Annotated in this window: 17 protein-coding genes; 10 read left to right on the forward strand and 7 right to left on the reverse strand. The window is 60.1% G+C overall.

Annotation, left to right across the window (positions count from 1 at the left end; genetic code table 11):
* Nucleotides 1-11: 11 nt before the first annotated feature.
* From crcB to ftsK, 4 genes are all read right to left on the reverse strand, one after another.
* Nucleotides 12-386, reverse strand: coding sequence for a fluoride efflux transporter CrcB (gene crcB / locus QMK50_RS04110; RefSeq protein WP_095165211.1), 375 nt, complete (start codon nucleotides 384-386; stop codon nucleotides 12-14).
* The gene (locus tag QMK50_RS04115; RefSeq protein WP_095165212.1) at nucleotides 386-1,708 is read right to left on the reverse strand and encodes a replication-associated recombination protein A; all 1,323 of its coding nucleotides are present in this window, start codon (nucleotides 1,706-1,708) and stop codon (nucleotides 386-388) included. Before QMK50_RS04115 ends, crcB begins: the two co-directional genes overlap by 1 nt.
* Nucleotides 1,709-1,870: 162 nt before the next feature.
* Nucleotides 1,871-2,494, reverse strand: coding sequence for an outer membrane lipoprotein chaperone LolA (gene lolA, locus QMK50_RS04120; protein WP_095165214.1), 624 nt, complete (start codon nucleotides 2,492-2,494; stop codon nucleotides 1,871-1,873).
* A gap of 58 nt (nucleotides 2,495-2,552) precedes the next feature.
* Nucleotides 2,553-4,958, reverse strand: a complete 2,406-nt coding sequence (gene ftsK / locus QMK50_RS04125) for a DNA translocase FtsK (RefSeq protein WP_320332600.1) — start codon at nucleotides 4,956-4,958, stop codon at nucleotides 2,553-2,555.
* A gap of 307 nt (nucleotides 4,959-5,265) precedes the next feature.
* Here ftsK and trxB point away from each other — a divergent pair, with 307 nt between their 5' ends.
* The 4 genes from trxB (at nucleotide 5,266) to infA (ending at nucleotide 8,055) form a co-directional block, all read left to right on the forward strand.
* A complete protein-coding gene (gene trxB, locus QMK50_RS04130) occupies nucleotides 5,266-6,216 on the forward strand; it encodes a thioredoxin-disulfide reductase (RefSeq protein WP_095165216.1) in 951 nt (316 codons plus the stop codon).
* Between the two features lie 61 nt (nucleotides 6,217-6,277).
* Nucleotides 6,278-6,988: a leucyl/phenylalanyl-tRNA--protein transferase gene (gene aat / locus QMK50_RS04135; RefSeq protein ID WP_320332601.1), complete on the forward strand. Its 711-nt coding sequence runs from the start codon at nucleotides 6,278-6,280 to the stop codon at nucleotides 6,986-6,988.
* 29 nt (nucleotides 6,989-7,017) lie between these two features.
* On the forward strand, nucleotides 7,018-7,725 hold the full coding sequence (locus QMK50_RS04140; RefSeq protein ID WP_095165218.1) for an arginyltransferase: 708 nt from the start codon (nucleotides 7,018-7,020) through the stop codon (nucleotides 7,723-7,725).
* A gap of 111 nt (nucleotides 7,726-7,836) precedes the next feature.
* Complete coding sequence (gene infA, locus QMK50_RS04145) at nucleotides 7,837-8,055, forward strand: translation initiation factor IF-1 (RefSeq protein WP_002553999.1); 219 nt, start codon at nucleotides 7,837-7,839, stop codon at nucleotides 8,053-8,055.
* 1,157 nt (nucleotides 8,056-9,212) lie between these two features.
* Here the strand turns inward: infA and clpA are convergent.
* Nucleotides 9,213-11,483 (reverse strand): ATP-dependent Clp protease ATP-binding subunit ClpA, encoded by a 2,271-nt coding sequence (gene clpA / locus QMK50_RS04150; RefSeq protein WP_095165219.1) that lies wholly within the window; start codon nucleotides 11,481-11,483, stop codon nucleotides 9,213-9,215.
* A gap of 29 nt (nucleotides 11,484-11,512) precedes the next feature.
* Nucleotides 11,513-11,875: an ATP-dependent Clp protease adapter ClpS gene (clpS, locus tag QMK50_RS04155; protein ID WP_093421263.1), complete on the reverse strand. Its 363-nt coding sequence runs from the start codon at nucleotides 11,873-11,875 to the stop codon at nucleotides 11,513-11,515.
* Between the two features lie 226 nt (nucleotides 11,876-12,101).
* On the opposite strand from clpS, the gene cspD reads away from it, so the two are divergent.
* Nucleotides 12,102-12,368, forward strand: coding sequence for a cold shock domain-containing protein CspD (gene cspD, locus QMK50_RS04160; RefSeq protein ID WP_159996936.1), 267 nt, complete (start codon nucleotides 12,102-12,104; stop codon nucleotides 12,366-12,368).
* Between the two features lie 86 nt (nucleotides 12,369-12,454).
* Here the strand turns inward: cspD and icd are convergent, their stop codons facing one another.
* Nucleotides 12,455-13,711 carry an NADP-dependent isocitrate dehydrogenase gene (icd, locus tag QMK50_RS04165; RefSeq protein ID WP_007905029.1) on the reverse strand — a complete coding sequence of 419 codons (1,257 nt, stop codon included), beginning with the start codon at nucleotides 13,709-13,711 and terminating at the stop codon, nucleotides 12,455-12,457.
* A 491-nt stretch (nucleotides 13,712-14,202) separates the two neighbouring features.
* On the opposite strand from icd, the gene QMK50_RS04170 reads away from it, so the two are divergent.
* The 5 genes from QMK50_RS04170 (at nucleotide 14,203) to purB (ending at nucleotide 20,373) form a co-directional block, all read left to right on the forward strand.
* Entirely contained in the window at nucleotides 14,203-16,428 is a 2,226-nt protein-coding gene (locus QMK50_RS04170) for an NADP-dependent isocitrate dehydrogenase (protein WP_095165222.1), read from the forward strand.
* 199 nt (nucleotides 16,429-16,627) lie between these two features.
* Nucleotides 16,628-17,074: an NUDIX hydrolase gene (locus tag QMK50_RS04175; protein WP_320332602.1), complete on the forward strand. Its 447-nt coding sequence runs from the start codon at nucleotides 16,628-16,630 to the stop codon at nucleotides 17,072-17,074.
* Between the two features lie 59 nt (nucleotides 17,075-17,133).
* Nucleotides 17,134-18,258 (forward strand): tRNA 2-thiouridine(34) synthase MnmA, encoded by a 1,125-nt coding sequence (gene mnmA / locus QMK50_RS04180; RefSeq protein ID WP_095165224.1) that lies wholly within the window; start codon nucleotides 17,134-17,136, stop codon nucleotides 18,256-18,258.
* Nucleotides 18,255-18,878 (forward strand): high frequency lysogenization protein HflD, encoded by a 624-nt coding sequence (gene hflD, locus QMK50_RS04185; RefSeq protein ID WP_320332603.1) that lies wholly within the window; start codon nucleotides 18,255-18,257, stop codon nucleotides 18,876-18,878. The genes mnmA and hflD overlap by 4 nt, the downstream gene beginning before the upstream one ends.
* 124 nt (nucleotides 18,879-19,002) lie before the next feature.
* Nucleotides 19,003-20,373 (forward strand): adenylosuccinate lyase, encoded by a 1,371-nt coding sequence (gene purB, locus QMK50_RS04190; RefSeq protein WP_320332604.1) that lies wholly within the window; start codon nucleotides 19,003-19,005, stop codon nucleotides 20,371-20,373.
* The last annotated feature ends 38 nt before the right edge of the window (nucleotides 20,374-20,411 follow it).

A 20,411-nucleotide genomic window follows, 5' to 3' on the forward strand; every position in this document is an offset into this window, starting at 1 on the left:
TCTCTCGTTTATCAAAGTTTGGTCAGGGACAGGCCAGCCCAGGTCGCGAGCAGCCCGCCGAATACGCTGATGGCCGCGTAGCCCAGGGCCAGCGGCACTTGCCCGCTTTCCAGCAAGCGCACCGTATCCAGTGAAAAGGATGAAAAAGTCGTCAGGCCGCCAAGAAAGCCAACCATCAACCCGGCGCGCACCTCCAGGGGTACTTCCGGGCGAGTCAAAAACAGGCCGTACAAAATGCCAATCAGCAGACAGCCCACGATATTAACGGCCAGCGTCGCGCTATAGAAGTGCCGCGGCCAATTGGCGTTGATCCAGTTGCCGGTGGCAAAGCGCAATAACGTGCCGGCCACCCCGCCGACGGAAACCGCAACAATCAGTGCAAGCACTATTTTCTCCGCTGCCTAGGGCTTAAACGGTCGAGTTTTGCCAAGTGATTGAGCTTCTCGCCGATTTTCAACTCCAGGCCACGGGGCACCGGTTGATAGAACGGGATCGGCTCGAGCTCTTCCGGGAAATAGTCTTCCCCGGCGGCATAAGCATCCGGTTCGTCGTGGGCGTAGCGGTATTCGTCACCATAGCCCAATTGCTTCATCAGCTTGGTCGGCGCATTGCGCAGGTGCAGGGGCACTTCCAGCGAACCGTGCTCGGCAGCGGCACGCAGGGCAGTCTTGAAGCCCATGTACACCGCGTTGCTTTTCGGTGCGCAAGCCAGGTAGGTGATGGCCTGGGCCACCGCCAGTTCGCCTTCGGGGCTGCCCAGGCGCTCCTGCACTTCCCACGCCGCCAGGCACAGGCTGAGGGCGCGCGGGTCGGCATTGCCGATGTCTTCGCTGGCCATGCGCACCACGCGCCGGGCCAGGTACAGCGGGTCGCAACCGCCGTCGATCATGCGCGCGAACCAGTACAGCGCGCCGTCGGGGTTGGAGCCACGCACCGATTTGTGTAAAGCGGAAATCTGGTCGTAGAAGGCTTCACCGCCCTTGTCGAAACGACGACGAGTGTCACCGAGCAAGCTTTGCAGGAGATCGGTGCCGATTTCGCTGTTGTCTTCAGCCAGGTCCGAGGCGTTTTCCAGCAGGTTGAGCAGACGCCGACCATCGCCGTCGGCGGCCGACAGCAGCATCTGGAAGCCTTCGTCGCTGAGGCTCAGGTTGCGCTTGCCCAGGCCCCGCTCTTCGGTCAGCGCGCGCTGCACCAGCTTGCGCAGGGCCGTCTCGTCGAGGCTTTTAAGCACGTACACGCGTGCCCGCGACAGCAAAGCGTTATTGAGTTCGAACGAAGGGTTTTCCGTGGTCGCGCCGATGAAAATCAGCGTGCCGTCCTCGACATAGGGCAGGAACGCATCCTGTTGGGACTTGTTGAAGCGATGCACTTCGTCGACGAACAAGATGGTGCGGCGGCCGTATTGCCCAGCCTGCTGCTTGGCCACTTCCACTGCCTGGCGGATCTCCTTGACCCCGGCCAGCACCGCCGAAACCGTTTCGAAGTGCGCATCCGAAACTTCCGCGAGCAAACGCGCCAGGGTGGTCTTGCCCACACCCGGCGGTCCCCAGAAGATCATCGAATGCAGGGCACCCTGCTCCAGCGCCTCGCGCAAGGGCTTGCCGCGGGCCAGCAGGTGTTCCTGGCCGACGTACTCATCCAGGTTCGCCGCGCGCAAGCGAGCGGCCAGTGGCTGAGCGATCGGGGCACTTCGAAACAGATCCATGACTACGTTTGAAACCTCACTGGGGCCTGACGTCGATGTGCTTGACAACACAATCCCTGTGGGAGCGGGCTCGCCCGCGAAAGCGGCGCATCAGTCACATCAATGCTGGATGTACCGGCGCCATCGCGGGCAAGCCCGCTCCCACAGGCGTTTTGCGGCTGGTTATTCCTGGATCACATCGGCACCCTTGGGGATGTCGAACTTGAACTTAGATGCCGGGATCGGCTCGTTGGCTTTTACACCGGTGAACAGGATATTGGTGCGCTGGCCGACGCTGTCGATCAGTTGCATGTCGTTGACCAGGCCATTACGGAACGACAGGCGCAGGTTGTCGAACAGGGTGTCCTTGGTTTTCGGCTTGAGGGTGAAATCGATCACGCCGCCGGCTTCCTTGGCACTGATGTCAAAACTCTGGCTGATCTTCGACACATCACCGGAGAGCAGCAGCGCCGGGGTCTGGGTCAGGCGCTGGTCGAGGGTCTTGATGGTGACCTGCTCCAGGTCCGGGTCCCACAGGGAGACCTTCTTGCCATCGGAAACCATCAACTGTTCCTGCGGCGCATCGGTGTGCCAGTAGAACAGGCCCGGGCGCTGCAGCGACATCTGGCCGGTGGTTTCCTGCAACTGGGTACCGCTGCCGTCGAGGGTCAGCTGGGAGAAACGCGCACTCAGGGTCTGGGACTTTTCCAGCAGTTGAGTCAGACGCGCCACGTCCTTGTCATCGGCATGGGCCGAGAGGGTGGTGAAAGCCAGTACCGGCAACAGCAACATGCGGATAAGACGCATGGGAGTCCTCATAGAGATTCGTTTGAATGACGCGCCGCGTGAGGTCACGCGGCACTGATCAGTCGCGCACCGGGCCAGGGGCCAGGACTTCACGCGAGCCGTTGGTATTCATGGAGGTCACGACCCCGGCCATTTCCATGGCTTCGATCATGCGCGCCGCGCGGTTGTAGCCGATCTTGAGCTTGCGCTGCACCGCCGAGATGGACGCGCGGCGGCTTTCAAGCACGAACTGCACGGCTTCGTCGTAGAGCGCATCGGTTTCGGCGTCATCGTCACCACCGCCGCCGCCATTTTCAAAGCCGCTGCCGGCTTCTTCGACACCGGCGAGGATGTCGTCGTTGTATTCCGGAGCGCCGCGCAACTTCCAGGCCTCCACCACGCGGTGAACCTCGTCATCGGAAACGAACGCACCGTGCACCCGGATTGGCAGGCTGGTGCCAGGTGGCATGTAGAGCATGTCACCGTGGCCCAGCAGTTGCTCGGCGCCGCCCTGGTCGATGATGGTCCGCGAGTCGATCTTGCTCGACACCTGGAACGCCATGCGCGTCGGGATGTTGGCCTTGATCAGACCGGTGATCACGTCCACCGATGGACGCTGGGTCGCGAGAATCAGGTGGATACCGGCCGCACGGGCTTTCTGCGCGATACGGGCAATGAGTTCTTCAACCTTTTTGCCGACGATCATCATCATGTCGGCGAATTCGTCGACGACCACGACGATGGTCGGCAGCTTGGTCAGCAGCGGCGCTTCGTCGTGAATGCTTTCGCGGTTGTACAGTGGGTCGGTCAACGGCGTGCCAGCTTCTTGCGCCTCGCGCACCTTCTGGTTGAAACCGGACAGGTTACGCACCCCCATCTTGGCCATCAGCTTGTAGCGTCGCTCCATCTCGGCGACGCTCCAGCGCAGGGCGTTGGCGGCGTCCTTCATGTCGGTGACCACCGGGCAGAGCAGGTGCGGAATGCCTTCGTAGATCGACAATTCAAGCATTTTCGGGTCGATCATGATCAGCTTGGCGTCTTCCGGGCCGGACTTGAACAGGATCGACAGGATCATTGCGTTGACCCCCACCGACTTACCGGAACCGGTGGTACCGGCCACCAGCAGGTGCGGCATTTTGGCCAGGTCGGTGATGATCGGCTTGCCGCCGATGTCGTGGCCCAGGGCCAGGGTCACCGGCGACTTGAAGTTGTCGTATTCCGGGGTCGACAGCACTTCGGAGAAGCGCACGATCTGCCGGTCTTCGTTGGGAATCTCGATACCGACCGTGGTCTTGCCCGGGATCACTTCCACCACCCGCACACTGGTCACTGCCAACGAGCGCGCGAGGTCTTTCGCCAGGTTGGAAATACGGCTGACCTTGACCCCCGCCGCCGGCTGGATTTCGTAGCGGGTAATCACCGGACCCGGGTGAATCGAGTCCACCGAGACCTCGACCCCGAACTCCTTGAGTTTGATTTCCAGCAGATGCCCGACCGCCGCCAGCGACTCAGGCGAATAGTTGAGTTGTTTCTTTTCCGCCGGGTCGAGAATAGAGATCGGCGGCAAGGTGCCTTCCACGGCGCCGTCGACGAACAACGGCGCCTGCTTCTCTTTCTCCACGCGCTTGCTTGGGGCGGCGGGTTTCGGTGGCGCCGGGGCGATCACCGGCGGGACCTGTTTCTCGCGTTCGGACATGTGCTTGCTCAGGGCCTGCTCGCGCTCGATCAAGCGTTCCTTGACCTTGGCCTGCTCGCGTTTGTCGGTCACGGTCGGTGCGACGACGCTATGCACCCGATCATCCACTTCACGCAATTGCGCGACCAGTTGCTTGCGCTCGGTACGCGCGGCCCACCAGCGATTGGCGGCACCCTGGAACAGTTCGAACAGGTCGAGGGTGATCTTGCCGGTGAGGTCCATCACCTTGAACCACGACAGGTCGGTAAACACGGTCAGGCCGAACAGGAACAGCGCAATGAACATCAGGGTGCTGCCCTGGATGTTCAGCGCATTCTTGGCCAACTCACCCAGGCTTTCGCCCAGCGCACCACCGGCGCCGGCCGGCAAGCCGGTGGGGGCATGGAAATGGATGTGGGCCAGGGCTGCGCCCGACAACACCAGGAACACCAGGCCAATCAGGCGCCAGGAGAACAGCCAGCCGCTCCACTCCCACGGATCGTGACGCTGGCGGAAGATCTGATAGGTCTTGATCGCCAGCAACAGCGGAAAGATATAGGCGAAATACCCCAGCACCATGAACAGGATGTCGGCGCTGTAGGAGCCCGCCGGACCGCCGAAGTTCTGCACGTCGTCGATCTTGCTGTTGTGGCTCCAGCCCGGATCGTCCTTGCCATAGGTCAGCAAGGCCATCATCAGGAACAGGCACAAGGCCCCGATGGCGATCAACGCACCTTCCTTGAGTCGGTAGTGCAGGTGTTGACGCCAAAGCGGAACGACTGGTTTAGGTGCTGCGGTGGATTTCTTCAAAACGCTACTTTTCCTGCGCCAGGGGCGCGTCCATCTGTTGAATGACTATAAAAAACTGCCCAATCCAGGCAGGTAAAAAAGTGTAGAGGCGCAACTGGGACTACTTTTAACACTGCGCTTGGGTTTTTATAAACACGACACGCGGTGCTTTTTTCCGCAAGGCATTGTTACAGCCTTGCATTGTACGGGTTTGTACGGCCGATGCCATGCTTCAAGTCCATGGCTACAGCATAGCCAGAAGTCTCTGGCACGCGATTCAATTTGAGCATGCATTGTCTTTTGTGACAAAGGCTTATGAGGTGTTTTTATGAGCGATGCGAAGCATTCACGCCTGATCATTCTGGGTTCCGGTCCTGCCGGTTACAGCGCCGCCGTTTATGCCGCCCGCGCCAACCTCAAACCCGTGGTCATCACCGGCATGCAGGCTGGTGGCCAGCTCACCACTACGGTCGAAGTCGACAACTGGCCCGGCGACGTCGAAGGCCTGACCGGCCCGGCACTCATGGAACGCATGCAAAAACACGCCGAGCGTTTTGACACACAGATCGTCTACGACCACATCCATACCGCCAAGTTGCAGCAACGCCCGTTCCAGCTGATTGGCGACAGCGCCACCTACACCTGCGATGCCTTGATCATCGCCACTGGCGCCTCGGCGCAGTACCTGGGACTGCCGTCGGAAGAGGCCTTTGCCGGCAAGGGGGTCTCGGCCTGCGCGACCTGCGACGGGTTCTTCTATCGCAACCAAGTGGTCGCCGTCGTGGGTGGCGGCAATACCGCGGTCGAGGAGGCTTTGTATCTGTCCAACATTGCCCGGGAAGTGCACCTGATTCACCGTCGCGACAAGTTGCGCTCGGAAAAAATCCTCCAGGACAAATTGTTCGAAAAAGCCGCCAACGGCAATATCCGCCTGCACTGGAACCAGAACCTGGACGAAGTCCTCGGCGATGCCAGCGGCGTGACCGGCGCCCGCCTGCGGGACAGCCTGAGCGGGCAAACCCGTGAGCTGCCCCTGGCCGGGGTCTTCATTGCTATTGGCCACAAACCCAATACCGAGCTGTTCCAGGGCCAGTTACCGATGCATGATGGCTACTTGCGGATCCAGGGCGGCAGTGAGGGCAATGCCACCGCCACCGCGATTGCCGGGGTGTTTGCCGCAGGCGACGTAGCCGACCATGTGTACCGCCAGGCAGTGACTTCTGCCGGCGCGGGTTGCATGGCGGCGCTGGACGCTGAAAAATACCTCGACGACAACTGACCCGGATGATGAGCGGCAGCCCGGCGCTGCCGCTGCCCTCCCCTACTGCAAGCTGGATACCATGCTGACCTGGTTACAACGCGACTCCCTGAATTTCCCACCACTGGAAAAAGCCCTGCGCGAGCCCAACGGCTTGCTCGCCGCCGGTGGCGACCTGTCTGCCGATCGCCTGGTCCAAGCCTATCGCCACGGCTGCTTCCCCTGGTTTTCCGAAGGCCAGCCGATCCTGTGGTGGTCTCCCGATCCGCGCACGGTGTTGTTTCCCGACGAACTGCATATCTCGCGCAGCCTCGGCAAACTGCTGCGCCAGCAACGCTACCGGGTGACGTTCGACCAGGACTTCGCCGCCGTGATCAGCGCCTGCGCAGCGCCCCGGGACTATGCCGACGGCACCTGGATCACCAACGCCATGCAGGACGCCTACCGAGAGCTACACGCCCGTGGCCACGCCCACAGCGTGGAAGTCTGGGACCAGGACGTGCTGGTGGGCGGCCTGTACGGCCTAGCCATGGGCCAGTTGTTTTTCGGCGAGTCGATGTTCAGCCGCGCCGACAACGCCTCCAAGGTTGGCTTTGCCAGCCTGGTGCAGCACCTGCGGGAGGCCGGTTTTGTCCTCATCGACTGCCAGATGCCCACCGACCACCTGCACAGCCTGGGCGCCCGCTCGATTGCGCGCCGGGAGTTCGCCGATTATCTGGCCCGCCACCTCGATCAGCCCAACCGCGCCACATGGGTTTATCAGGCGACTTTGACGCCTGTGGCTTACACTTAATTGAACGGCTTACCCCCGAGGGTTGATCCATGACCGAGTTGGCGCGTCTCAAGTTTTATGCCACTCAGCCCCATTCTTGCAGCTATCTGCCAGAGGAGCAGGCGACCACGCTGTTCCTCGACCCTAGCCAGCCCATGGATGTGCATGTCTACGCAGACCTGTCGGAAATGGGTTTTCGGCGCAGCGGCGATCACCTGTACCGGCCCCATTGCCAGAACTGCAATGCGTGCGTGCCTGCCCGCATCCCCGTGGCGCAATTTACCCCCAATCGGCAGCAGAAACGCATTTTCAAGCGCAACGCCGACTTGCAGGTACGCCCGGCCAAACCAGGCTTCAGCGAAGAATATTTCGACCTTTACCAGCGCTACATCGAACAGCGGCATGCCGATGGCGACATGTATCCGCCCAGTCGCGATCAGTTTTCCACCTTCCTGGTGCGCGACCTGCCCTTTTCCCGATTCTACGAGTTCCGCCTGGAAGGCCGGCTGCTGGCCATCGCCGTGACCGACCTGCTGCCCAATGGTTTATCCGCGGTCTACACCTTCTACGAGCCCGCAGAAGAGCGCCGCAGCCTGGGACGCTACGCGATCCTCTGGCAAATCGGCGAGGCCAGCCGCCTGGGGCTGGATGCGGTGTACCTGGGGTACTGGATCAAGAACTGCAAAAAAATGAACTACAAGACCCAATATCGCCCCATAGAGCTGCTGATTAACCAGCGCTGGGTGGTTCTGAACTAGGGTCAACCCTAAAGCCCTTGGCTTAAACCCCATTTTTCGGGCACAATGCACGCCGCTTTTGCCTGGCGCAGTTGCACCGGGCCATTCATTGGACACCGAGGGCTTTACTGCATGTCGAAAGAAGACAGCTTCGAAATGGAAGGCACTGTCGTCGACACCCTGCCCAACACCATGTTTCGTGTGGAGTTGGAAAATGGGCACGTCGTAACCGCGCATATTTCCGGCAAGATGCGCAAGAACTACATTCGTATTCTTACCGGTGACAAAGTGCGCGTCGAGCTGACGCCCTATGACTTGAGCAAAGGGCGCATCACTTACCGCGCTCGCTAATCAAGTCAATACAAAACGCCCGGTTTATGCCGGGCGTTTTTGTTTGTCTGTTGTTTGTGTAGATTGAGTGCATATCCGTTTCTGCGGTTACGGCTGCCGGCGGTTTCGCTTTTGCGGGCTGGGTTGCGTATATATCCGTTTCTGCGGTTACGGCCGCCGGCGGGTTCACTTTTGCGGGCTGGGTTGCGTATATATCTGTTTCTGCGGTTACGGCCGCCGGCGGTTGCGCTTTTGCGGGCTGGGTTGCGTGTATATCCGTTTCTGCGGTTACGGCCGCCGGCGGTTGCGCTTTTGCGGGCTGGGTTGCGTGTATATCCGTTTCTGCGGTTACGGCCGCCGGCGGTTTCGCTCTTACAGCGACTCACTTTTCCAAACGCCGAAAAGTAAGCAAAAGGCTTCGCCCCGGCGTACGGCACTTCGCTAAGGCTCAGTGTTCCCTCGCTACGGCGTCCATCAGGGGGCATCGCCTACGGTTTGCTTCGCTGCACCTCCTCTCGATGTGTGCGGCTTCGCCGCACGGCGCTACGCGCCTATCCCCCTGATGGACACCTTCGCTCGGCCTGCCGAAGGGGCGAAAGATCAAGAGCCAAAGCAAAGCAAAGCAAAGCAAAGCAAAGCAAAGCAAAGCAAAGCAAACGCCAATGCCAATGCCAATGCCAATGCCAACGGTGTGGCGCGGATTGCCATCGCGAGCAAGCTCGCTCCTACAAGGGAGAGTCGTACGCCAGGAAAAACAGGCCGGCCGGTAGGCCGCCTCGCCCGCCTTTACCACTCAGGCCGACTGTCAGGTCGCCGTGCTCTTGCTTTTGATCTTGATCCACCTGCCCCTTCGGCAGGCTGAGCGAAGGTGTCCATCAGGGGGAGGCGCGTAGCGCCGTGCGGCGAAGCCGCATGCATCGAGAGGAGGCGCAGCGAAGCAAACCGTAGGCGATGCCCCCTGATGGGCACCGTAGCGAAGGGACCCCGAGCCTTGGCGAGGGGCCGAACGCTGGGGCAAGACTTTTTGGGTACTTTTGTGTCGTTTGACAAAAGTGCCTCGCCGTAAGGGCGAAACCCTAAGCCGCCGTTACCGCAGCAACGGATATGCCCCCAAACCCCCAAACCCCACACAGCAAAAAGGCGCCTCCCGGCGCCTTCTGCTCTAACACAACCAACCGTCAGGCCATTTCCGCCGTGGTCTCGAAATCGAAGGTCAGCTCGCCGTCCTTGATATCGATATGCACCACGCCACCATGATCGGCCAACTCGCCAAACAGGATCTCCTCCGCCAGCGGACGCTTGATCTTGTCCTGGATCAAACGGGCCATTGGACGAGCGCCCATTGCCGAATCGTAGCCACCCGCCGCCAGCCAGCTGCGTGCGGCATCGGTCACTTCCAGCTGCACGCGCTTGTCTTCCAACTGCGCTTGAAGCTCGGTAAGGAACTTGTCCACCACACTTTTGATGACCTCATGACTGAGGCGACCAAACTGGATAATGGTGTCCAGACGGTTACGGAACTCCGGCGTGAAGCTCTTCTTGATCACTTCCATCGCATCGGACGAGTGGTCCTGATGGGTGAAGCCGATCGAAGCACGGGCCGCGGTTTCGGCGCCGGCGTTGGTCGTCATGATCACGATCACGTTGCGGAAGTCCGCCTTGCGCCCGTTGTTATCGGTCAGCGTACCGTGGTCCATGACCTGCAGCAGCAGGTTGAAGACTTCCGGATGCGCCTTCTCGATCTCATCGAGCAACAACACGCAATGCGGCTGCTTGGTGATGGCTTCGGTCAACAGACCGCCCTGGTCGAACCCGACGTACCCCGGCGGCGCACCGATCAGGCGCGATACGGTGTGACGCTCCATGTACTCGGACATGTCGAACCGCACCAGCTCGATCCCCAGCGCCTTCGCCAGTTGGCGAGCCGCCTCGGTCTTGCCGACACCGGTCGGACCGGCGAACAGGAATGAGCCCACTGGCTTGTCCGGCGACTTGAGACCGGCACGGGACAGTTTGATCGCAGTCGACAGCGAGTCGATCGCGGCATCCTGGCCAAATACCGTCAGCTTGAGGTCACGCTCAAGGTTGCGCAGCAGCTCCTTGTCGGAACTGGTGACATGCTTAGGCGGAATCCGCGCGATTTTCGCCACGATGTCCTCGACCTGAGGCACCTCGATGCGTTTCACGCGTTTCTCGACCGGCTGCAGACGCTGGTAGGCGCCCGCCTCGTCGATCACGTCGATGGCCTTGTCCGGCATGTGCCGGTCGTTGATGTAGCGCGAGGCCAGTTCGGCAGCGGCGCGCAAGGCCTCATCACTGTATTCGATGTTGTGATGCGCCTCGAAACGACCCTTGAGGCCACGCAGGATGCCAATGGTGTCTTCCACCGAAGGCTCCGACACATCGACCTTCTGGAAACGTCGTGCCAGGGCGCGGTCTTTTTCGAAGATCCCACGAAATTCCTGGAACGTGGTCGAACCGATGCAGCGGATATCACCCGACGACAGCAGCGGCTTGAGCAGGTTCGAAGCGTCCATGACGCCGCCAGAGGCGGCACCCGCACCAATGATGGTGTGGATTTCGTCGATGAACAGAATGGCCTGCGGACGTTTTTTCAGCTCATTGAGCAGCGCCTTGAAGCGCTTCTCGAAATCGCCACGGTACTTGGTACCTGCCAGCAGCGCACCGAGATCCAGGGAGTAGACCACGGCATTGGCCAACAGATCAGGCACCTGGTTGTCGACAATGCGCTTGGCCAGGCCTTCGGCAATCGCGGTTTTACCCACGCCTGCCTCGCCCACCAGCAACGGGTTGTTCTTGCGCCGGCGCGCGAGAATCTGCGCCACTCGCTCAACTTCCATTTCACGCCCGACCAGCGGGTCGATACGACCCTGGCGTGCCAGTTCGTTGAGGTTGCTGGCATAAGCGTCCAGCGGATTGCTTGAAGAAGAAGATTCACCACCTTCCTCGTCCTGCATATCTTGCTCACCTTCAGAGTGATCGCCATGCCCCGGCACTTTGGAAATGCCGTGGGCGATGTAGTTGACGACATCAATGCGGGCAACGCTCTGCTGTTTCAGCAGGAACACCGCCTGACTCTCTTGCTCACTGAAGATCGCGACCAGCACGTTGGCGCCGGTCACTTCACGCTTGCCCGAGCTCTGCACATGGAAGACAGCACGTTGCAGTACACGCTGGAAGCCCAGGGTTGGCTGGGTTTCACGATCCTCGTCATGGACGGGAATCAAAGGCGTGGTGGAGTCGATGAACTCCTGCAGGTCGTGCTTGAGTTTGTCGAGGTTTGCGCCGCAGGCACGCAAAACGGTGGCGGCTGCCTCATTATCCAATAGTGCCAACAGGAGGTGTTCGACGGTCATGAACTCATGACGTTTCGAACGCGCCTCCTTGAAGGCGAGATTGAGGGTGACTTCGAGCTCGCGGTTTAACATAGCTTCACCTCATACCCAAGTGGTCGGCGTTAACCGTCCTTCTCGATTTCACAGAGTAGCGGATGCTGGCTTTCCCTGGCGTACTGGTTGACCTGCATGGCCTTGGTCTCGGCGATGTCACGGGTAAACAATCCGCATACTGCCCGTCCTTCTGTGTGGACGGCCAGCATTACCTTGGTCGCCAGCTCACGATTCAGGTTAAAAAACACCTCGAGCACTTCGACGACGAAATCCATCGGTGTGTAGTCATCATTGAACAAAACCACCTTGTACATCGGCGGCGCCTGTAAAGCAGGCTTTGCCTCCTGTACAGCAATGCCTGCGGAATCGTCGTCGTGTGAATCCGGGCGATCCTGATTGAATGTTAGTCGAATCTGGCTGATTGCATGCATGGAAAGAAAGGTTCGTCTGTTGAGCTGAATACAGTGGTGGGGGCGGTCCCAGAGCTTTTCAACTCTGACTGTCCGGTCGCCTTGACTATCGGCAAATCAGTGTTACAACCAATAGAGCCCACAGTGGGTAAAAAAGGTCCGTGCCGTCAAACCCTATTTGCAGGATTTGAGCAGGATCAACTGGATGATACTCCAGTGATGGAGTCTGTTGCAGAGGGAGTTGGGTATGTCAGGCGTCAAGATCAATGGCAAGGTCAAGTGGTTCAACAATGCCAAGGGTTACGGTTTCATCAATGAAGACGGCAAAACGGACGATCTGTTCGCCCACTACTCGGCGATCCAGATGGAGGGATACAAAACCTTGAAGGCCGGCCAGGCGGTGGTCTTCGAGATCATCCAGGGCCCCAAGGGCCTGCACGCCGTGAACATCGGTGCCGCCATTGACGCCAGCGCAATCGACACCACCCCGCAAGAACACTCCGTTACCGCCTGAGACCCTCACCGACCGCAGGCTTTGCATAAAAAAACCGGCCGGCTCAATCACTTGAGCCGGCCGGTTTTTGTTTAATGCCGCTCAGCTCACATGTGCGAGATCAGGGCATCGCCAAACGCCGAAGAAGACAGCAGCTTGGCGCCTTCCATCAGGCGTTCGAAGTCATAGGTCACGGTCTTGGCCGAGATGGCGCCATTGGTGCCCTTGATGATCAGGTCGGCCGCTTCGGTCCAGCCCATGTGGCGCAGCATCATTTCCGCGGACAGGATCAGCGAGCCCGGGTTGACCTGGTCCTTGCCGGCGTACTTCGGCGCAGTGCCGTGGGTGGCTTCGAACATCGCCACGGTGTCGGACAGGTTGGCACCTGGCGCGATACCGATACCGCCGACTTCAGCCGCCAGGGCGTCGGACAGGTAGTCGCCGTTCAGGTTCAGGGTCGCGATCACGTCGTATTCCGCCGGGCGCAGCAGGATCTGCTGGAGCATGGCATCGGCGATAGCATCCTTGACGATGACGTTCTTGCCGGTTTTCGGGTTCTTGAACTGCATCCACGGACCGCCGTCGAGCAGGGTCGCGCCGAACTCTTCGGCCGCCACTTCGTAGGCCCATTCCTTGAAGGCACCTTCGGTGAACTTCATGATGTTGCCTTTGTGGACGATGGTCAGCGAGTCGCGATCATTGTCGACCACATATTGCAGGGCTTTGCGCGCCAGACGCTTGGTGCCTTCCAGGGAAACCGGCTTGACGCCGATGCCGCAGTTTTCGTCGAAACGGATCTTGGTGACACCCATTTCCTCTTTCAGGAACTTGATGACCTTGGTCGCTTCCGGCGAGCCGGCTTTCCACTCGATACCGGCATAGATGTCTTCCGAGTTCTCACGGAAGATGGTCATGTCGACGTCGCCTGGTTTCTTCACCGGGCTTGGTACACCTTCGAACCAGCGCACCGGGCGCAGGCAGACGTAAAGGTCGAGTTGCTGACGCAGGGCCACGTTCAACGAACGGATACCGCCACCGACCGGGGTGGTCAGCGGGCCCTTGATGGAAACCACGTAATCCTTGACTGCGTCCAGGGTTTCCTGAGGCAGCCAGGTGTCCTGATCGTAAACCTGAGTCGCTTTTTCCCCGGCATACACTTCCATCCAGGAAATCTTGCGTTCGCCGCCGTAAGCCTTCTTAACAGCAGCATCGACAACCTTGATCATGACCGGGCTGATATCAACACCAATACCATCACCTTCAATGAAAGGGATGATCGGGTTGTTAGGAACATTGAGAGAATGGTCTGCATTGACGGTGATTTTGTCGCCGACTGCTGGAACCTGAATCTTCTTGTATCCCATGCTGAACTCCGTTGTGTGGATTGAACATCTGGCTGCGTTCGAGCGTACCCCAGTTGAATCTGCACGGGAACCTCATGTTCCACTCATCTGCCGCCAAGCTAACCAGTTCGCGGCCTACAAGCCTGAAAGCAAAGGGGAAACTGCCAAACTCAAGCACATGGAGCGACTCTACGCCGCAGCACCGGGTGCGACCTTTAGACCAATGGACGAGACCGGAGGTGTATGAACCATCGGCGTTTTGCCAGCTACCTATGTATAATGCCGCCGCTGACCACAGAGTCACGACGGCCAAGCCCTCTACTACAAGAGTTTCGGCCCGAAAAGCCGGGTTGTTACCGCAACCCGAGCGCTTGACGCTCGACTGATGCACCCAACATCACCGCGACGAAATCTCGACATTCGGCTCATGGATGACTTTGAACGAACGCGCTTACCCGGCGCCCCTCGAATTTCCGCGCACGCTTTTAGCAAAGAAGAGAGTTAATCCGAATATGCCCACCCGCTCGAAGATCATCTACACCTTCACCGACGAAGCTCCCGCCCTCGCCACCTATTCCCTGCTCCCGATCGTAGAAGCCTTTACTGCTTCCGCCGATATTGCCGTGGAAACCCGCGATATCTCCCTTGCAGGGCGCATCCTGGCAAGCTTCCCCGAGCAACTGGGTGACAAAGCCGTAGCCGACCACCTCGCCGAACTGGGCGCCCTGGCCGTTACGCCTGAAGCCAACATCATCAAGCTGCCGAACATCAGTGCTTCGGTACCGCAACTGCAGGCCGCGATCAAAGAGTTGCAAGCCCAGGGCTATGCACTGCCGGACTACCCGGAAACCGTGACCAGCGATGCCGACAAAGACGCCAAGGCTCGTTACGACAAGATCAAGGGCAGCGCGGTAAACCCGGTTCTGCGTGAAGGCAACTCCGACCGTCGCGCACCGCTGTCGGTCAAGAACTACGCACGCAAGCACCCGCACAAAATGGGCGCATGGGCCAAGGACTCCAAGTCCCACATTGCGCACATGAGCACCGGCGATTTCTACGGCAGCGAAAAGGCCGCCCTGATCGACGCCGCTGACGCCGTGAAAATCGAACTGATCGCCCAGGACGGCACCGCCACCGTCCTGAAGGCCAAGACCACCGTGCAAGCCGGTGAGATCCTCGATTGCGCAGTCATGAGCAAAAACGCCCTGCGCAGCTTCATCGCCGCCGAGATCGAAGACGCCAAGGCCAAGGGTGTACTGCTGTCGGTCCACCTCAAAGCCACCATGATGAAGGTCTCCGACCCGATCATGTTCGGCCAGATCGTTGCCGAGTTCTATAAAGACGCCCTGGCCAAGCACGCAGACGTGCTGGCACAGATCGGCTTTAACCTGAACAACGGTATCGGCGACCTGTACGCTCGCATCAAGGCCCTGCCGGCCGACCAGCAAGCGCAGATCGAAGCTGACATCCAGGCGGTCTACGCCGCTCGCCCTTCCCTGGCGATGGTCAACTCCGACAAAGGCATCACCAACCTGCACGTGCCAAGCGACGTGATCGTCGACGCATCGATGCCGGCCATGATCCGTGACTCCGGCAAAATGTGGGGCACCGACGGCCAACTGCACGACACCAAGGCCGTGATCCCGGATCGCTGCTACGCCACCATCTACCAGGCCGTGATCGAAGACTGCAAGGTCAATGGCGCCTTCGACCCAACCACCATGGGCAGCGTGCCAAACGTTGGCCTGATGGCGAAAAAAGCCGAAGAATACGGTTCCCACGACAAGACCTTCCAAATCAAGGCTGACGGTGTGGTTCGTGTTTCCGACAGCGCTGGCCGCACCCTGCTGGAGCAACCGGTTGAGGCCGGCGACATCTTCCGCATGTGCCAGACCAAGGACGCGCCGATCCAGGATTGGGTCAAGCTGGCCGTCAACCGCGCTCGCGCCAGCGCCACCCCAGCGATTTTCTGGCTGGACCCAATGCGCGCCCACGATGGCGTGGTGATCGAGAAGGTCCAGGCTTACCTGAAGGACCACGACACCGCCGGCCTGGATATCCAGATCATGGCACCGGTCGACGCCATGAAGTTCACCCTGCAGCGCACCCGCGAAGGCAAGGACACCATCTCGGTGACCGGCAACGTGTTGCGCGACTACCTGACTGACCTGTTCCCGATCATGGAACTGGGCACCAGCGCCAAGATGCTGTCGATCGTGCCGCTGATGAACGGTGGCGGCCTGTTCGAAACCGGCGCTGGCGGTTCGGCACCCAAGCACGTGCAACAACTGCTGGAAGAAAACTTCCTGCGTTGGGATTCGCTGGGCGAGTTCCTGGCCCTGGCCGCCTCCCTGGAACACCTGGGCGTGACCTACAACAACCCTAAAGCGTTGGTGCTGGCCAAGACCCTGGACCAGGCTACTGGCCAGTTCCTCGACAACAACAAGTCGCCATCGCGCAAAGTCGGCAACATCGACAACCGCGGCAGCCACTTCTACCTGGCGCTGTACTGGGCACAAGCCCTGGCCGCCCAGAGCGAAGACACTGCACTGCAGGCGCAGTTCAGCCAACTGGCCAGCACCCTGACCGAGAACGAGGCAACCATCGTTGCCGAGCTCAACGCCGTCCAGGGCAAGCCAGTGGACATCGGCGGTTACTATCACGCCAATGCCGAGCTGATCAGCCAGGCCATGCGCCCGAGCAACACCTTCAACGCGGCGATTGCTGCGCTGGTGTAAGGTTGTAAGGGAACACCACAAACCCCGGCCATGTGCCGGGGTTTGTGTTTATGACTTTTATTGATCGACACAGAACCCTGTGGGAGCTGGCTTGCCAGCGATGGCGGCTTATCATTCAACATTGATGGTGACTGCCCCATTGCTATCGCTGGCAAGCCAGCTCCCACAGGGTTTCATTGCTCACAACCGAGGACACTTCATGACCTGGCTACCCCACATCACCGTTGCCACCATCGTCGAGGACAACGGCCGCTTTCTGATGGTTGAAGAGCACAAGGCTGGTCGCAACGTACTCAACCAGCCCGCCGGCCATCTGGATCCGGATGAGACCTTGACCGAAGCCGCCGTGCGCGAAACCCTCGAAGAGACCGGCTGGGACGTTGAACCGACCGGCGTGGTCGGCATTTACCTGTACACCGCCCCCAGCAACGGCGTGACTTACCAACGGGTCTGCTTCATCGCCAAAGCGATCAAACACCACCCCGATTACCCACTGGACGACGGTATCGTCGGCGCCAAGTGGCTGACCCGGGACGAGTTGCTGGCCCAGCGCGACAACTGGCGCAGCGAGCTGATCATCCGTTGCATCGACGATTATCTGCAGGGAAATTGCTTCAGTCTCGAACTGATCCGTCCTTCTCTTTAGCCTTGCGGGCGCCAGCCTGTTAGAATCGCGTCCTTTTTCAAGACACTCATTAAATTCCCATGCGTGATCCAGCCCCTTCTGACACCCAATCGAAGCGCGTCATTGTCGGCATGTCCGGCGGCGTGGACTCTTCCGTTTCCGCCCTACTGCTGATCGAGCAGGGTTACCAGGTGGAAGGCCTGTTCATGAAGAACTGGGAAGAGGACGACGGTACGGACTACTGCACCGCCATGGATGACCTGGCCGACGCCCAGGCCGTGTGCGACAAGATCGGCATCAAGCTGCACACCGCCAACTTCGCCGCCGAGTACTGGGACAACGTGTTCGAGCACTTCCTGGCCGAATACAAGGCCGGACGTACGCCAAACCCGGACATCCTGTGCAACCGTGAAATCAAGTTCAAGGCGTTCCTCGATTACGCCATGATGCTCGGCGCCGACCTGATCGCCACCGGTCACTACGTGCGCCGCCGCGACATTGATGGCCGCACCGAACTGCTCAAGGGCCTGGACCCGAACAAGGACCAGAGCTATTTCCTGCACGCAGTCGGCGGTGAACAGATCGCCAAGACCCTGTTTCCGGTCGGCGAACTGGAAAAGCCGGAAGTCCGCGCGATTGCCGAGAAACACGACCTGGCCACGGCCAAGAAGAAAGACTCGACCGGCATCTGCTTTATCGGTGAGCGTCGTTTCAGCGACTTCCTCAAGCAATACCTGCCGGCCCAGCCAGGCGAAATCAAGACCACCGAAGGTGAAGTGATCGGTCGCCACCATGGCCTGATGTACCACACCATCGGCCAACGCCAGGGCCTGGGCATCGGCGGCTTGAAAGACGCCGGCGACGAGCCCTGGTACGTGCTGGTCAAGGACCTGGAGCACAACGAGCTGATCGTGGGCCAGGGCAACAACCACCCATGGCTGTTCTCCGGCGCCCTGCTCGCCTCCGAGATCTACTGGGTCAACCCGGTCGACCTGAGCCAGCCGCGCCGCCTGACCGCCAAGGTCCGCTATCGCCAGGGCGACCAGCTCTGCACCCTGGAACAAACGGCGACCGGCTATCGCGCCACCTTCGATGAACCGCAACGCGCGGTCACGCCCGGCCAGTCCGTGGTGTTCTACGACGGTGAGATCTGCCTCGGTGGCGGTGTCATCGAAGTCGCAGAGCCCTGGAGCAGCAAGGCATGAGCCCCACTCAGGAGCAATTGACCGCGCTGGGCGGTGTCTTCCTGGCCGCTGTGCTGGTGGACAAGATCGCCAAGACCGGCCAGGTCAGCGAAGCCGGCCTGACCTGCATGCTCGGCAGCCTGCTGATCCGCGACCCCAAGGACACCCTGGAAGTCTACGGCGGCGACGACCTCAACCTGCGCGAAGGCTATCGCGCGCTGATCGGCGCCCTGGAGCGCGACCCCAGCACCCTGCAGCGCGAACCACTGCGCTACGCCCTGTCGATGCTCGGTCTTGAGCGGCAACTGGCCAAGCGTGAGGACATGCTCGCGGAAATCGGTAAGCGCCTGCCCCAGATCCAGTCCCAGGTTGAACACTTCGGCCCGGCGCACGAGAACGTGATTGCCGGCTGTGGCGCCCTGTACCAGGACACCCTGAGCACCTTGCGCCAGCGCATCCAGGTGCACGGCGACATGCGCAACCTGCAGCAACCCAGCAATGCCTCGAAAATCCGCGCCCTGCTGCTGGCCGGCATCCGCTCGGCACGCCTGTGGCGGCAACTGGGTGGGCACCGCTGGCAGTTGGTGATCAGCCGTCGCAAATTGCTCAAAGAACTTTACCCATTGATGCGCAACGAATAAGTCGCATCAAGGGTCATGTACACCGTGTTAGGCGTAATACGCTGGTCAGTTGGCAACGGACCGGCGGATTTTTTCATGTATGATACGCGCCCCATTTCGTTGCCCGACTGTCCGAGAACACCCCATGCAGCTCTCTTCGCTCACTGCGGTTTCCCCTGTTGACGGCCGCTACGCCGGCAAAACCCAGGCCCTGCGGCCAATTTTCAGCGAATACGGCCTGATCCGTGCTCGCGTCCTGGTGGAAGTGCGCTGGCTTCAACGCCTGGCCGCCCACGCTGCCATCCCTGAAGTGCCAGCCTTCTCCGCGCAAGCCAACGCCGCTCTCAACGAACTGGCCGAGAACTTCTCGCTGGAGCACGCCGAGCGCGTCAAAGAGATCGAGCGCACCACCAACCACGACGTCAAGGCCATCGAATACTTGCTCAAAGAGCAAGCGGCCAAGCTGCCGGAACTGGCCAACGTCAGTGAGTTCATCCACTTTGCCTGCACCAGCGAGGACATCAACAACCTGTCCCACGCGCTGATGCTGCGCGAAGGCCGTGATGACGTGATGCTGCCGCTGATGCGTCAGACCGCCGAAGCCATCCGTGAACTGGCGATCCGCTTCGCCGACGTGCCGATGCTGTCGCGCACCCACGGGCAACCGGCTTCGCCGACCACCCTGGGCAAAGAGCTGGCGAACGTGGTGTACCGCCTGGAGCGCCAGATCGCCCAGGTCGCTGCCGTGCCACTGCTGGGCAAGATCAACGGCGCCGTAGGCAACTACAACGCCCACCTGTCGGCTTACCCGCAGATTGACTGGGAAGCCAACGCCCGCGCCTTCATCGAAGACGAACTGGGCCTGGGTTTCAACCCGTACACCACGCAGATCGAGCCGCACGACTACATCGCCGAGCTGTTCGACGCGATCGCGCGTTTCAACACCATCCTGATCGACTTCGACCGTGACATCTGGGGCTACATCTCCCTGGGTTATTTCAAGCAGCGCACCATCGCTGGCGAAATCGGTTCCTCGACCATGCCGCACAAGGTCAACCCGATCGACTTCGAAAACTCCGAAGGCAACCTGGGTATCGCCAACGCACTGTTCCAGCACCTGGCGAGCAAACTGCCGATTTCCCGCTGGCAGCGCGACCTGACCGACTCCACCGTACTGCGCAACCTCGGCGTGGGTTTTGCCCACAGCGTGATCGCGTACGAAGCCAGCCTCAAAGGCATCAGCAAGCTGGAGCTCAACGCGCAGAAAATCGCCGCTGACCTGGACGCCTGCTGGGAAGTGCTGGCCGAGCCGATCCAGACCGTGATGCGCCGCTACAACATCGAAAACCCGTACGAAAAGCTCAAAGAATTGACCCGCGGCAAGGGCATCAGCCCTGAAGCGCTGCAGACTTTCATCGATGCACTGGACATGCCTGCCGAGGCAAAGGCCGAGCTGAAACTGCTCACCCCGGCCAACTACATCGGTAACGCAGTCGAGCAAGCTCGACGCATCTGATCGACCGCTTGACCCGTTTGAGACGCCCGGCAGCGCCG

Origin of the sequence: Pseudomonas sp. P5_152 (assembly GCF_033989915.1) — a bacterium.
In the GTDB taxonomy this organism is placed as follows: domain Bacteria; phylum Pseudomonadota; class Gammaproteobacteria; order Pseudomonadales; family Pseudomonadaceae; genus Aquipseudomonas.

What these genes read in the sequence shown, in the direction of transcription:
- clpA (WP_095165219.1), bottom strand. Translation starts at nt 11,483, where the DNA reads ATGTTAAACCGCGAGCTCGAAGTCACCCTCAATCTCGCCTTCAAGGAG.
- QMK50_RS04115 (WP_095165212.1), bottom strand. Translation starts at nt 1,708, where the DNA reads ATGGATCTGTTTCGAAGTGCCCCGATCGCTCAGCCACTGGCCGCTCGC.
- icd (WP_007905029.1), bottom strand. Translation starts at nt 13,711, where the DNA reads ATGGGATACAAGAAGATTCAGGTTCCAGCAGTCGGCGACAAAATCACC.
- lolA (WP_095165214.1), bottom strand. Translation starts at nt 2,494, where the DNA reads ATGCGTCTTATCCGCATGTTGCTGTTGCCGGTACTGGCTTTCACCACC.
- hflD (WP_320332603.1), top strand. Translation starts at nt 18,255, where the DNA reads ATGAGCCCCACTCAGGAGCAATTGACCGCGCTGGGCGGTGTCTTCCTG.
- infA (WP_002553999.1), top strand. Translation starts at nt 7,837, where the DNA reads ATGTCGAAAGAAGACAGCTTCGAAATGGAAGGCACTGTCGTCGACACC.
- clpS (WP_093421263.1), bottom strand. Translation starts at nt 11,875, where the DNA reads ATGCATGCAATCAGCCAGATTCGACTAACATTCAATCAGGATCGCCCG.
- aat (WP_320332601.1), top strand. Translation starts at nt 6,278, where the DNA reads ATGCTGACCTGGTTACAACGCGACTCCCTGAATTTCCCACCACTGGAA.
- purB (WP_320332604.1), top strand. Translation starts at nt 19,003, where the DNA reads ATGCAGCTCTCTTCGCTCACTGCGGTTTCCCCTGTTGACGGCCGCTAC.
- cspD (WP_159996936.1), top strand. Translation starts at nt 12,102, where the DNA reads ATGTCAGGCGTCAAGATCAATGGCAAGGTCAAGTGGTTCAACAATGCC.
- QMK50_RS04170 (WP_095165222.1), top strand. Translation starts at nt 14,203, where the DNA reads ATGCCCACCCGCTCGAAGATCATCTACACCTTCACCGACGAAGCTCCC.
- QMK50_RS04140 (WP_095165218.1), top strand. Translation starts at nt 7,018, where the DNA reads ATGACCGAGTTGGCGCGTCTCAAGTTTTATGCCACTCAGCCCCATTCT.
- trxB (WP_095165216.1), top strand. Translation starts at nt 5,266, where the DNA reads ATGAGCGATGCGAAGCATTCACGCCTGATCATTCTGGGTTCCGGTCCT.
- QMK50_RS04175 (WP_320332602.1), top strand. Translation starts at nt 16,628, where the DNA reads ATGACCTGGCTACCCCACATCACCGTTGCCACCATCGTCGAGGACAAC.
- mnmA (WP_095165224.1), top strand. Translation starts at nt 17,134, where the DNA reads ATGCGTGATCCAGCCCCTTCTGACACCCAATCGAAGCGCGTCATTGTC.